Source organism: Vibrio sp. Sgm 5 (assembly GCF_026241575.1).
Taxonomy (GTDB): Bacteria; Pseudomonadota; Gammaproteobacteria; order Enterobacterales; family Vibrionaceae; genus Vibrio; species Vibrio jasicida.
The window spans coordinates 57,710-71,480 of sequence record NZ_JAPHPY010000017.1 but is presented as its reverse complement, the minus strand read 5'-3'; the positions used below and the strand labels follow the sequence as shown (position 1 = coordinate 71,480).

Sequence of the window (13,771 nt, the reverse complement as noted above, 5' to 3'; positions counted from 1 at the left end):
AATGCCAACTTTTCGTTATCAAGGCCGCACCTTAGACGGCTCATCAACCAGTGGTAAAGTCGAGGCTGTAAATTCAGAATCGGCGGCGGAAGCGTTGATGAACAAGGGTATTATTCCCTTAAACCTGCGTTTAGAGAAAGAAGGGGTAAAGAGCAAAGTCAGTTTATCAAAACTGTTTGTGCCTGCGATTCCGCTTGAAGTCATTATCTTATTTTCTCGTCAGCTATTTAGTCTGACCAAAGCGGGCGTACCGCTACTGCGTTCTATGCGTGGTTTGCTACAAAACTGCGAAAACAAGCAACTGAAAGAAGCGCTTGAAGATGTGGTTGCCGAGTTAAGCAACGGTCGTGGCCTTTCTTCCGCAATGCAACCTCATACCAAAGTGTTCAGTCCACTGTTTGTGTCGATGATCAACGTAGGTGAAAACACTGGTCGTCTTGATGAAGCATTGCTGCAATTAGCTAACTATTACGAGCAAGAGCTCGAGACGCGTAAGCGCATCAAAGCTGCAATGCGCTATCCAACCTTTGTGATTGTTTTTATTACCATTGCGATGTTTATTTTGAACATTCTGGTTATCCCTGAATTTGCCTCGATGTTCACTCGTTTCGGTGTGGAACTACCATTGCCTACACGAGTCTTGATTGCGACGTCTAACTTTTTTGTTAATTACTGGGGCTTGTTGATTGCTGCCATCGTTGGTGCGCTCTTAATCTTCCGCTCTTGGGTTGCAACTGCTGATGGGCGAGAGAAGTTCGATAAACTGCGCTTGAGATTACCCATTGTTGGCGACATTGTGAACCGTGCCCAGCTTTCTCGATTTTCAAGAACCTTCTCGTTGATGCTGAAATCCGGTGTGCCTCTAAACCAATCACTTGCATTGGCTGGTGAAGCGCTTGGCAACAAGTTCTTGGAAAACCGAATTCTTGAAATGAAATCGGCGATTGAAGCGGGTAGTACCATTTCAGTTACGGCAATCAACAGTAAGATTTTTACGCCTCTGGTCATCCAGATGATTGCCGTGGGTGAAGAAACGGGTCGAATTGATGAACTGCTATTGGAAGTATCGGACTTTTATGACCGTGAAGTAGATTACGACTTAAAAACCCTGACTGCCCGAATAGAACCGTTACTTTTGGTCATTGTTGCGGGCATGGTGATGGTATTGGCATTGGGGATCTTCCTGCCGATGTGGGGGATGCTGGACATCATCAAAGGCGGCTAACGGGGTGGTTGAAAATCAAAGTCGAGCGACACTGATTCTTGCTGCTGTCGTTGGAATTATTGTGCTTGCCGCATTTATGCAAAAGTTAAAACCGATAGAGCAAGAAGCGCAAGAAACAGGAGCGAAACTTGCTAAGGTTTGGATGCAAGATAGTGTGCAACGATACCACCAAGCTTGGCTCGTTCATGGAGAGCCTAAGTTGCTGTTAATGGACGGTTTTGAGCTTAATATGACAGAAGGGGGGTTAGTGTCACCTTTCAAATCAAGCGGTGCGCTCGATTGTGACTATTGGTTGGCGGTCCATTACCCGCAACGTAAAATTATGGCGAGCGAGTTGTTAGAAATTCGTGGAGCAATTAAAAGTAATAGTTATACATGTGACTATACTTATGAAAATGGACAGAGAGTTGTTGTTATATCGAACGCTAATCGTCTGAAAATAGATGTCGAAATGTCGGCGGAGTGATTTTTTTGACACTTTAGTACTATAAATAGGAATGAAAGTCGGTATAATGCAAATATTACCATAAGCAAAAGGTTGTAATAAAAAGTAAACCGCAAGGTGATTCACTTTTTATCTCGGCTTTAACTTAACAATGGCGAATCGTCATTCTGCTCAAGCGGTAGAAAAAGGGCTCAATGAATAAATATCGGTTTATCGTTGAGATGCCACACCGTTTTGACATTATCCAAAATGGTCGCATGACCGATAAAACTTTGCAGTCACTCTGCATGCTTACATAGAGAGAGTAAACAATGAAAAGACAAGGTGGTTTCACCCTTATCGAATTGGTAGTGGTAATTGTAATCCTAGGTATTCTAGCGGTAACTGCGGCGCCACGTTTCCTTAACCTGCAAGATGATGCTCGTAACTCTACCCTTGAAGGGTTAAAAGGCGCTATTACTGGTGCATCAGGTATTGTATATGGTAAATCAGCTATTGCGGGTACGGAAACTGCTTCTTCAGAAACTAAATTAGATTTAGGTAATGGTGAAACAATCGACACTATTTACGGCTACCCTGTTGCAACTCTAGCAGCATTACAAGAAGTAGTAGATGGTCTAGGTGCTGATGAAGACTTTGTTGAGAAAGCCGGTACTGCCACAGGTAAGGTGTATTTTGGTATTGATAAGTACACTAAAAAGTGTGTTGAGTACACTCAAGCTACCTCTTCGGCTGTTGCATCCACTACTGTAGTGGATACAGGTGCTAGCAACCTTTGTAACGATAATTAATCGTAATTGGTAGAGGCCAGCTAGTCTGGCCTTTATCTCTTTATTTTGATTAATCTCGGAATAGTACATATGCGTAAATCATCGGGTCTTAGTGCAATAGAGTTTGTGGTTGTACTGATCATCTTGGGTGTTATCGGTTATGTGGTATTACCAAGATTTATCAGCTTCAAGCCAGAAACTTACGAAGCAAAGTGGGAGCAAACTAAGCAAACCGCTGAGCATGTTTCTGAGACGCTAAGCAACAAAGAAACTTACGATCGAATTGAAGAAGAATTGGAGCGATCAAAAGGGGAGAAATAACCTTTATTGGTTATTTGAACACCAGCTCACAGTTCGAATTTGAAACTTATAAACCTATCATTATTCTCATAATTTCATCGTATACTTACTTCGCTTGTCCTAAGCCTAAGGTTGGGTTATGAAAATTCGCAGCTCTACATTAGGGTTTACATTAATGGAGCTGATCCTAGTGATCGTCCTCCTTTCCATTCTTTCTCTCTACGCTGCTAGCCGATTTATGGGCAAAGGTAGTGTCTCCGCGTTTGCGCTTCAAGAGCAGGCTATTTCAGTGATTCGCCAAGTACAGGTGAATCGCATGCAATCAAACACCTCAACCACAGATACCAATTTCCAATTGCAAGTCTCTTCTAGTTGTATTGGTTCAATGGAGGCATGTTCATTAACTGGTAGTGCGAAAGAGGCTCGTAGCGATCTCGTTGAGGATGACTCTGCAACGTTCAGTTTAACTGGAGCGACAAGCCCGATTAACTTCGATTTACTGGGGAATCCGTTGAATGTCGCTTCTGGTGGCGTGTCTATTCTTATCCGTGATGTAAACGGTCAAAGCCAATGTCGAGTACTGATTAATTCTCAAGGCTATGTCTCTGAGGGTTCATGCTCATGAGAAAGCAACTCGGTATGACCTTAGCTGAAATGATCATTGCTATTGTCCTAATGGGCGTTGCGATGGTGGCGTTTACTTCCTTCCTTGTTCCTCAAATTCGTGACTCCGCGATGCCACACTATCAAACCCGAGCAACTGCGCTTGGACAAAGCTTTATGTCGCAAATACTAGCGCGTGGCTTTGACCAAAATAGCGACTTTGACGGTGGTTTACTACGTTGTGGAGAGAGTTCACTTGGAGCGCCAAATTGTACTGCCAGTCTTGGTCCTGACTCTGGTGAGTCTATTCCTGAAAACTTCAACGATGTCGATGATTACATCGGTTGTTGGAGTACACCAACGACAGCTAGTCAATGCCAAGGGACAAACCGTGGCAATATCTCAGATATCTTGGGCACAAGTAGTGAAGACAAGTACCGTAACTTTCGAGTTGAAGTTGGCGTGGCATATGACGATCTGAGTGCGACACCACCGACAGGAATCACTAACTATAAAAAAGTCACAGTTACGATTTTTGCTAGTAATGCTCAACCTCTGACACTAACTGCAATAAGAGGTAACTACTGATGAAAGTTCGTGGTTTTACCTTAATAGAGATGATCGTCACCATTGTGATCGGTAGCTTTATCATGCTCGGTATTGCGGGTTATGTGCAGTTAGGCATGAAGGGATACGCAGACACGATTGATCGACAGCGCATGCAAACTCAAGCGCAGTTTGTGTTGGAAAAAATGTCGCGTGAAATTCGTCACGCAGTCCCAAACAGCTTTCATGTACCTACCGGAACTACCAATTGCTTAGAGTTTGTTCCAATTGAGTATTCTGGCTTTTACACGCTGACAAATAACAACTTAGAGTTTCTACTTGGGAACGACTCAACGTTAAATCCTATCCCTCCTAACCGTTGGATGGTGATTAACCCCAGCCGTTATGAGGACTTGCAATCCACCTCTTCACAGAGTCTAGCTGTAGGTGGTTTAGCTAAAACAGACGGTGTGTTTGTTGTTAGTGGGGCGGCAAGTACGATTGGTGGCACTTCTATCTCTAGCCGTCATTACATTTACCAAAATAAATCAGAAGTTCGTTACTGTTTTGATAATGATGAAGTTATTCGCAATGGCATTACGGTTGCAGATAGCGTGGATACCTCTGTTAGTGATATGCACTATCTAGAACCAACCCTGCAAAGGGGCGGTATTGTGCATATCAACTTAGAGTTCACTCAAAACGGGGAGCGTAGTGTTTACCAGCAAGACGTACAGGTGTTGAATGTTCCGTAAAAATACTCAACAGGGTAATGTCCTGATCGTCGTTTTGTTCGTCATCATTGTAATGGGCTATCTAGCCGCATCATTGATGAAGGTGAGTTGGTCAAACCAAAGTACGTTAACGAGAGAATTCTTAGGAACTAAAGCTTGGTTTATTGCTCAATCTGCCAATGAGTGGGCACTGACTCAGCTGTATCCGTTAAATAATGACGAGCCTGATGTAGCTAGTTTTTGTGCGAACACCGTAAGTGGTGCGACACCAAATGTAACGGTAGGCACTGGTTGTCAGCTTAGAGCGATGACATGTTCAAATATTGGTACCTTTAATGCGGGTGCCTCTGAAGCTGAATCTCTATTTCGTGTGCAAGCCACAGCAGTTTGTGGCACCGGGGTTGCACAAGTACAGCGACAACAAGAGATTTGGGTTAGGGAGTAAATAATAATGAGAAAAATAATAACGCTAATACTTGCTAAAGTACTTTTACTTTCTTCATTTGCAAGTTTTGCTGCTGTCAATAACAACCCTCAGTTTGAGTTCGGCACTATCCCTGCCGAAGACTGTCAGGTTCTGAATAATGAGCGAGGTGTCACTTGTGATATCAAGTTCCAAAATACCTACGATGAAGAACCGTTGGTCTTCGTTATGTCGACGATTGATGCATCAATGTCTAACTTTTCTCAAAAGAAAACGGAATACCCGTCAGATCTGCGAGTATGGTCAAAGTCTAAAACTCAAGCGACAATCAAGCAGTTGTTCCCTCCTCATAGCGCCGCATGTAAGCGCTTGAGGTACAACTCAAGCAAGAAAAAGTGGCAATGTACAAACAATAACAACCAAGGTGAAATAGTTACTTTTGTTGACGCGCCAATGGAAGATATTGATTATCTAGTTATTGAACCTGGTGTTATTAAGTTTGACGGTGATGCCATGATTGTAGCTGGTGAGGTTAGCTCGAATCTCACGTACTCGAATATTGGTGGTTCAACGTATCGCAACAAAGAGGTTAAGTTTCGAGACTTTGGCCTAAATACATCATTTGCATCTGCCCCTGGTGTCTTGGTGCAATTGCAAACACGAAAGAATTACTCAGGCAATGAACCGTTATGGTTGAGCTCGATTGCTTTGAATCCTACCACCAAAGGTTTCTCACTAATTATTGACCGTTCTGAAGTGACTAGAAACTCAGTTTTGTCTAGGTCAGAAGATGTGGCGTTTGTAGCCGGTCTAGGGCAAGGCTTTGTTAACGGCCGTAAGTTTTGGCTTGGGGATGGTTCTACTCGAAATACACTCGGTGATCTTGATGATAACGTTATAAAGCCAGTCACTGAAGGTTGTTTGCAAGTCAGTGACTTTCCTGTTTCGGGCTTTAAATCTGCACCAGTATTACTTGCTTCTAAACGAACTCGTAATGGTAACAATGGTGGTTGGTTGCGTCGTTGTTCAGTAACGAAGAATGGCGTTGCTCTTATCAACGAAGAAGATATGCAAAGAGACTCCGAGCGTGGTCACGTGGTCGAACCTTTCTCCTACTTCCTTTTCGACAAGCCTCCTGTAGATGACGTATGTCAGCTTTTCCCATCTCCAGCTCAAACATGGGATACCAATACGAATGGTGAACTAGTGATGAGTAATAATACTCTTATCTCTGGCGCTAACTTAAGTAATGGGAAACGGTATGTAGGTTTTAAGCCGGGGAAAATCACCATGCACAATAATGCGAGTTGTGACAACCAGAGTTGCCTCGGTGATTCTGGTTTGATGGTGAAGAAACAAACATTGGAAAGTTTTAGAAGCCCGCAAGATCCTAATTTGCAAAATGTGATTGTCAGTGGAAGGCATGGTGTGGGGGAAAGAACGTTTCGCAACAACGAAATTATTGGCAATCTGTCTGTTGAAGAAACAGGAACTGTTTACTTTGAGGCGGGAACTTACTGGGTTGGTTCTATCAATATAAACAATGCTGGCAAGATCATAATTCCTGATGGTGAAAAAGTTACGATTCATGCAAAGTCGGTTTCTATCAGTAATAACAACAGTTTCTTTGGTGAATTGGAAGGTGGTGAATTAATTGTACTTGTGCATGACTCTCAGTCTAGTTATGTAAATTTTGGCAACAACACCGCATTTTCTGGACTGCTTTACAGCGAAGTAGACGTGCCTTTAAGTAACAACGTGATTGTGAATGGTGCAATCACAGCTAGAAATATTCGGATGTCAAATAATGCTGAAATTCATGCAACGGATAACCACTGTTTTACGCCTTCTGACAACTATGAAGTAACGCTATCACCAGCAACACAATATGCGCTGATGTGCGGAACAGACCAACCTAGCTTTGAAATAGAAACCAAGAATGATGGTTATGCGGAAAGTACAGGGGTTACTGTGCAGGTTTATCCTGATGCCGATAAGTTCTCTGTAGAGGTTGCTGATAGCACAGGTACTGGTACTTACCCAAGCTTTACAACAAGCAATGTGTCTTCGAAGCTTGGTAAGTTGAAGCTGCAAGTTACCGTTACAGATCAAAATGGTATTGAGCTTGATGACGAATATACGTTAAAGGTTACGGTGGATAATGACCCATCAAAAACGCAGACGTCTACCTTTAAATTTGTACCATTCAAATTTGACGTAGATGATCAAACAATCATAGCTGGTAAAGGTTATCAAATAGACACAAGAGTATTAGCTTGTAACGATGGCCAGCAAACTGTAGTGAAAAGTTACACGGGCTCGCCAAGTGTTCAGTTGGAAATTGAAACACCAGCTGACGGGCGCAGTGACGAGAGCTTATTAACATATGAGCCTAAATTTATTAGCTCAGAGCAAGGTAAGACATCAGATACCTTTAAGCTAATTGATTCGGGCTTGTACACAATCAAACTCGAAGATGCGAATTTCACGTGTGACCCTCAGTACTCAGATGGGTGTCCAATCGCTCCGGATGAAGAGAAAGGTGAGCAAGAATCAGTGACTCTCAATGGCTCATTCAGCGTTAAGTCTCGACCATGGAAAATTGCTGCATGTAATATTGTGGCTAAAAATGGTGGAAAAACTAACCCTGCTACACAAGCTACTGGTGATGGTTTTATTGCATCTGCTGAAAGCTTTAATGTGACCTATAAACCAGTCGTTCATAGCGAATCACGTGGTAATGCTACCAATGTTTGTGAATACCCGCTGACACAAAACTATTTCTCTGATTCAAATACGGCAGCACCACTTGATGCTGAGTTTTCTGTCTTGTATCCATCGGGTGGTGACATCGCCAACTTAGACCCAAGTAAAGGTTCAAGTTTAGACTTTAGTTCGGAAGAAGCTAAAACGGGTAAAACAGTTGAATACGTTTGGGATGAAGTTGGCTCTTTAAACCTTAAAACTAAAGCGACGTACTTGGGAATGGAGTTAGGTGAATATGACGTCATCGTTGGTCGTTTCTACCCTAAATACTTTAAGGTCGTGGACAGCTCTTGGGCTTACCCTGATGAGCTAAGTTTTGTTTACATGAACCAGCCTTTTGATGCCGTCGAGTTCAGCGTTGAGGCTTTGAATGTTAACAAAGCTGCGATTAAGAACTATGCAGACTTTGCTACCAAAGCGGAATTCAACTTAGATGATATTGGCGATTACTCAGGTCGATTCGATGCGCCAAATTTTGGTGCTGGCAGTTGGAGTAATGAGTCGGATAAAAGTATCGGAGACTTCTCAATTAGTAATAGTGGTCAATGTATCGGCAGCGCTTGTTGGAACAAAGATCTTGGTGGCAGTTACCCTGACGGGCCATTTAACTCAGTGAACGGTATTGCTAAATCAAAGATTGGCTTGATATATACGAATAATGCAGATCCAGTTGAGTACATTATTGATGATGAAAAAGGCACTAACTCACGCTTAGTCGATCAACCAGACATCCGTTTTGGCCGTGTAGACCTAGATGATGTTGGCGGTAATCAAGGCTCGACATTACGAGTACCACTTCGAGTTGAATACTGGAATGGCAGTCGCTTTATTGCTAACCCAGATGATAGTCAGACAGAAGTGATGGGAGAAACCGAAGATAATTCTCAAGTGCATATCTGGCCAACAGATAATACGGCTAAGGTTGTCTCTTTAGGTGCTGGTGGTTTAGTTGATTCAGGCTATTCTCGCTCAGTTACTGCAATGGAGGCGGAGTCTTACCGCCAGCAAACCCGCGTGTGGTTAGAACTTGATGGTGCTTTAAATGCGCTACCTTGGCTTAAATACGATTGGGATAACGATGGCTCCGAAGAAAACCCATCATCGGTCGTCACGTTTGGTATTCACCGTGGTAATGATCGCGTGATTTACCGTGGAGAACCGGGCTTAACCGGACAGTAACAAGTTAGGTTTCTTGCGTTAAGTAAGGAAACTGCAAGAAATTGAGGCTTTCTGCTCATGTTTGTGTACCAATGCCTTGCTGTGACAGCGAGGCATTGGTACATTTAGGACAATTTTTGTCTTCTAAAATTTTTGCAGGATGAGCGAAGAATATGTTTAAAAAACTTCGTGGCATGTTTTCTAACGACCTATCTATCGATTTAGGTACTGCCAACACTCTAATTTACGTAAAAGGACAGGGCATCGTTCTAGATGAACCTTCTGTAGTTGCTATTCGTCAAGATCGTGTAGGTTCTGCAAAAAGCGTTGCTGCTGTAGGCCATGCGGCAAAACAGATGCTTGGTCGTACACCGGGTAACATCTCAGCTATTCGTCCAATGAAAGATGGCGTTATCGCTGACTTCTACGTAACAGAAAAAATGCTTCAGCACTTCATCAAGCAAGTGCATGACAACAGCATTCTAAAACCAAGCCCACGTGTACTCGTATGTGTGCCTTGTGGTTCGACTCAAGTTGAGCGCCGTGCGATTCGTGAATCTGCACTCGGTGCTGGCGCGCGTGAAGTTTACCTAATTGACGAGCCAATGGCGGCGGCAATTGGTGCTGGCCTACGTGTTTCTGAGCCAACAGGCTCAATGGTGGTCGATATTGGTGGTGGTACAACAGAAGTTGCCGTTATCTCACTAAACGGTGTGGTTTACTCTTCTTCTGTACGTATCGGTGGTGACCGCTTTGATGAAGCTGTGATCAACTACGTGCGTCGTAACTACGGTAGTTTGATCGGTGAAGCAACGGCTGAAAAGATCAAGCACGAAATCGGTTCGGCTTACCCAGGTGATGAAGTTCAAGAGATCGAAGTTCGTGGTCGCAACCTTGCAGAAGGTGTGCCACGCAGCTTTAGCCTGAACTCAAACGAGATCCTAGAAGCGCTTCAAGAGCCGCTATCAGGCATCGTATCAGCAGTGATGGTTGCACTAGAACAGTGCCCACCTGAACTGGCGTCTGATATCTCTGAGAACGGTATGGTTCTGACAGGTGGTGGTGCACTACTGAAAGATCTAGATCGTCTACTAATGGAAGAAACTGGTATTCCAGTTGTTATCGCTGAAGACCCGCTAACGTGTGTGGCTCGTGGCGGTGGTAAAGCACTAGAAATGATCGACATGCATGGTGGCGATCTCTTCTCTGAAGAATAAAGTGTATGGTGAAGCTCAACATGAGCTTCACCTTCATTTCTGCTCTCTGTAATTTCAATCTGCTCCATACCTAGAATCGTCTCAAGTCGAATTCTCAGGTTGCCAAGTAAGGCTCTATATTCATGGTAGCAATCAGGTTAAAAACAAGATGAAACCGATTTTTGGCAGAGGACCATCTCTGCAATTGCGTCTGTTTTTTGCTGTCATCGTGTCGGCGAGCTTAATGCTGGCTGATAACCGTCTAGATACGTTTTCCAACGTCCGATACCTATTGAACAGTATGGTTGCGCCTATTCAGTACGCGGCCAATATGCCTCGTAGCATGTTTGATGGAATGTTCGAGCGTTTTAATACCCGTCAGGCATTGATTGAAGGCAATCGCAATTTGAAGCGAGAAGTGCTTCGCCTGAAGAGCGAGCTTATCTTGCTCGATCAATACAAAGAAGAAAACCAACGCTTACGTAAACTGCTTGGCTCTTCATTCGTCCGTGACGAGAAGAAAGTCGTGACAGAGGTCATGGCTGTAGATACATCGCCATACCGCCACCAAGTGGTGATCGATAAAGGTCGTATTGATGGTGTTTACGTCGGTCAGCCTGTTATCAATGAGAAAGGTATTGTTGGTCAGGTGACGTTTGTTGCAGCGCACAACGCACGTGTTCTTCTCCTCACTGATGCGAAAAACGCAATTCCAGTCCAAGTGATTCGTAACGATATTCGAGTCATTGCATCAGGTAATGGTGAGGTTGATGAAATCCAATTGGAGCACATCCCAACCAGTACCGATATTCAAGTGGGTGATTTGCTGGTGACATCGGGTCTTGGTGGTATTTATCCAGAAGGCTACCCTGTCGCAACTGTTACGAATGTCGATCACGATACTCGCCAAGAGTTCGCATCAATCAAAGCGGAACCTGTGGTTGAGTTTGATCGTCTGCGCTACTTGCTATTGATTTGGCCGAATGAAGACCGCCAACACAAAGTACTGCAGTCGAATGTAGAAGAAGGTTCAGAACAAGAGGTAACCGATGGCCAATAGTGTATTTAGAAGCCGAATGGTCATCGGCGTTAGCTTCTTCGTCGCGCTAGTCCTGCAAACCATTCCGTGGCCAGGTGTTTTGGATCTACTGCGTCCATCATGGCTGTTCCTCGTTACCTGTTACTGGGTGCTGGCATTGCCACACCGTGTCAATGTTGGTACCGCTCTGGTTTTAGGTTTGCTTTGGGATATTTTGATTGGTTCGACGCTTGGGATCCGAGGGATGATGATGTCGATCATTATCTACCTAGTGGCGCTCAATTTCTTGGTAATCCGTAACATGGCATTGTGGCAACAATCTATTTTGATTGCCTTTTTTACCGTGCTACTGGAACTTCTCATCTTCTGTGGGGAATATTTGAACCAGGACGTAGTATTTAATCCATTATCTCTGTGGACTGCGGCAATAAACTGTATACTTTGGCCATGGATGTTTTTACTGATGCGACGCGTCCGTCGCGCATGGCACGTAAGGTAACGTTGTGAAAAAGGGCTTATCCCTCGTTCTCGCATCGGGTTCTCCGAGAAGAAAAGAGCTGCTTGCTCAGTTAGGTTATGATTTTGATATTGTGCTTCCTGATATAGAGGAAGCCAAACAAGATCACGAGCAAGCACAAGACTACGTTTTGCGACTCTCTCTGGAAAAAGCTCAAGCAGGCTTAGCGATGGCTAAGCCTGATTCCGTTATATTGGGCTCTGATACCGTAGTGGTATGCGATAACCAAGTACTAGAAAAACCAAAAAGTTTTGAAGATTCAAAACGTATGCTCAGTAACTTATCGGGTCGTCAGCACCAAGTGATGACCGCTGTGAGCGTCGTATCATCAGAACAACAACACTCAGTGGTCGTTATCACTGACGTGTGGTTCAAACCACTGACTCATGAAGAAATAGAACGATACTGGCAGTCAGGTGAACCATGCGATAAAGCTGGAAGTTATGGTATTCAAGGACTCGGAGGGCGTTTCGTCACCCGAATCGAAGGCAGTTATCACGCCGTAGTAGGCTTACCTTTGTTCGAAACCGATCAGCTAATTCAAGAATTTTTATAATTGTTTTGAGGTGTGCACATGAGTGCAGAATTGCTGCTAAACGTGACCCCGAGTGAAACTCGCGTGGCCATGATTGAAGGTGGAGTACTACAAGAAGTTCATATAGAACGAGAATCACGCCGTGGCATTGTTGGCAATATTTACAAAGGCAAAGTAAGCCGTGTATTGCCAGGCATGCAAGCGGCGTTTGTCGATATTGGTCTAGATAAAGCGGCATTTTTGCACGCGTCAGACATCGTTCCTCACACGGAATGTGTCGCAGAGAACGAAAAACAACAATTCCAAGTACGTGATATTTCTGAGTTGGTTCGCCAAGGCCAGGATATCGTTGTGCAAGTGGTGAAAGATCCACTTGGTACCAAAGGCGCACGTCTGACAACAGACATCACTCTTCCTTCTCGTTACCTTGTCTTTATGCCGGGAGCGAGCCACGTTGGTGTGTCTCAGCGTATTGAAAGTGAAACAGAGCGTGAGCGTTTGAAGAAAGTGGTTAATCACTACTGTGATGAACACGGCGGTTTCATTATACGTACCGCAGCAGAAGGCGCAGACGAAAAAGAACTTTCTCAAGACGCGGCATTTTTGAAGCGTTTATGGCAGAAAGTCATGGAGCGTCGCTCTAAGTACAAAACCCGTTCTACCTTGTACGGTGAGCTAGGTTTAGCACAGCGTATCTTACGTGATTTTGTTGGCACTGAGCTTGACAAAATCATGGTCGACTCTCGCCTTGAATACGAGAACCTGAAAGAGTTTACGTCTGAATATGTGCCAGAGTTGACTGATAAGCTTGAGCTGTATGAAGGTGATAAGCCAATCTTCGATATGTACGACACAGAGAACGAAATCCAACGCTCTCTGGAACGCAAAGTTGAGCTTAAATCTGGTGGCTACCTGATCATCGATCAAACCGAAGCTATGACTACTGTCGACATCAATACTGGCGCGTTTGTTGGTCGTCGCAATCTAGAAGAAACCATCTTCAATACGAACGTTGAAGCGACACAAGCAATCGCACGTCAACTTCGTCTGCGTAACCTTGGTGGTATCATCATTATCGACTTTATCGATATGGCATCGGATGAACACCGTAAGCGTGTACTTACCTCTTTAGAAGGTGCTCTTTCAAAAGACCGTGTGAAAACTAACATCAATGGCTTTACTCAGCTAGGGTTAGTAGAGATGACACGTAAGCGTACGCGTGAAAGTATTGAACATATCTTGTGTTCCAGCTGTCCTACTTGTGAAGGTCGTGGCAGCGTGAAGACTGTCGAAACCGTGTGTTACGAGATTCTGCGTGAAATCACCCGAGTGAACCGCGCTTATGATGCGGACAACTTTGTTGTGTACGCATCGCCATTTGTCGCGGAAACGCTGTTGGGCGATGAGTCCCATGCGCTCGCTGAACTCGAAGTATTTATTGGTAAGCAAGTTCGTATTCAAGCTGAACACCTGTACATTCAGGAGCAGTTTGACGTCGTGATGATGTAATTGG

General features: G+C 44.1%; 14 protein-coding genes. All 14 read left to right on the top strand.

Going from position 1 to position 13,771, the window contains the following annotated elements; genetic code table 11:
- Position 1: 1 nt before the first annotated feature.
- The 14 genes from OQJ86_RS11710 to rng all read left to right on the top strand — a co-directional run bounded on the left by OQJ86_RS11710 (position 2) and on the right by rng (position 13,767).
- Positions 2-1,225 carry a type II secretion system F family protein gene (locus OQJ86_RS11710; RefSeq protein ID WP_265987851.1) on the top strand — a complete coding sequence of 408 codons (1,224 nt, stop codon included), beginning with the start codon at positions 2-4 and terminating at the stop codon, positions 1,223-1,225.
- A gap of 4 nt (positions 1,226-1,229) precedes the next feature.
- Entirely contained in the window at positions 1,230-1,691 is a 462-nt protein-coding gene (locus tag OQJ86_RS11705) for a hypothetical protein (RefSeq protein ID WP_038864562.1), read from the top strand.
- Positions 1,692-1,981: 290 nt separating this feature from the next.
- A complete protein-coding gene (locus OQJ86_RS11700) occupies positions 1,982-2,461 on the top strand; it encodes a type II secretion system protein (protein WP_265987850.1) in 480 nt (159 codons plus the stop codon).
- 69 nt (positions 2,462-2,530) lie between these two features.
- Positions 2,531-2,761 carry a type II secretion system protein gene (locus OQJ86_RS11695; RefSeq protein ID WP_050922696.1) on the top strand — a complete coding sequence of 77 codons (231 nt, stop codon included), beginning with the start codon at positions 2,531-2,533 and terminating at the stop codon, positions 2,759-2,761.
- 118 nt (positions 2,762-2,879) lie between these two features.
- Positions 2,880-3,365 (top strand): type II secretion system protein, encoded by a 486-nt coding sequence (locus tag OQJ86_RS11690; RefSeq protein WP_186175767.1) that lies wholly within the window; start codon positions 2,880-2,882, stop codon positions 3,363-3,365.
- Entirely contained in the window at positions 3,362-3,931 is a 570-nt protein-coding gene (locus tag OQJ86_RS11685; protein WP_171374460.1) for a type II secretion system protein, read from the top strand. Before OQJ86_RS11690 ends, OQJ86_RS11685 begins: the two co-directional genes overlap by 4 nt.
- Entirely contained in the window at positions 3,931-4,644 is a 714-nt protein-coding gene (locus OQJ86_RS11680; RefSeq protein ID WP_045408580.1) for a PilW family protein, read from the top strand. The genes OQJ86_RS11685 and OQJ86_RS11680 overlap by 1 nt, the downstream gene beginning before the upstream one ends.
- Positions 4,634-5,068: an MSHA biogenesis protein MshP gene (locus tag OQJ86_RS11675; protein ID WP_105068485.1), complete on the top strand. Its 435-nt coding sequence runs from the start codon at positions 4,634-4,636 to the stop codon at positions 5,066-5,068. The genes OQJ86_RS11680 and OQJ86_RS11675 overlap by 11 nt, the downstream gene beginning before the upstream one ends.
- 6 nt (positions 5,069-5,074) lie before the next feature.
- Positions 5,075-8,992, top strand: a complete 3,918-nt coding sequence (locus OQJ86_RS11670; RefSeq protein ID WP_265987848.1) for a DUF6701 domain-containing protein — start codon at positions 5,075-5,077, stop codon at positions 8,990-8,992.
- A gap of 152 nt (positions 8,993-9,144) precedes the next feature.
- Positions 9,145-10,188: a rod shape-determining protein gene (locus OQJ86_RS11665; RefSeq protein WP_005381144.1), complete on the top strand. Its 1,044-nt coding sequence runs from the start codon at positions 9,145-9,147 to the stop codon at positions 10,186-10,188.
- Positions 10,189-10,336: 148 nt separating this feature from the next.
- On the top strand, positions 10,337-11,227 hold the full coding sequence (gene mreC, locus OQJ86_RS11660; protein ID WP_038864553.1) for a rod shape-determining protein MreC: 891 nt from the start codon (positions 10,337-10,339) through the stop codon (positions 11,225-11,227).
- Entirely contained in the window at positions 11,217-11,705 is a 489-nt protein-coding gene (mreD, locus tag OQJ86_RS11655) for a rod shape-determining protein MreD (RefSeq protein ID WP_038864551.1), read from the top strand. The genes mreC and mreD overlap by 11 nt, the downstream gene beginning before the upstream one ends.
- 4 nt (positions 11,706-11,709) lie before the next feature.
- Positions 11,710-12,279 carry a Maf family protein gene (locus OQJ86_RS11650; protein ID WP_038864549.1) on the top strand — a complete coding sequence of 190 codons (570 nt, stop codon included), beginning with the start codon at positions 11,710-11,712 and terminating at the stop codon, positions 12,277-12,279.
- Positions 12,280-12,297: 18 nt separating this feature from the next.
- Positions 12,298-13,767 carry a ribonuclease G gene (gene rng / locus OQJ86_RS11645; RefSeq protein ID WP_039975690.1) on the top strand — a complete coding sequence of 490 codons (1,470 nt, stop codon included), beginning with the start codon at positions 12,298-12,300 and terminating at the stop codon, positions 13,765-13,767.
- Positions 13,768-13,771: the final 4 nt, after the last annotated feature.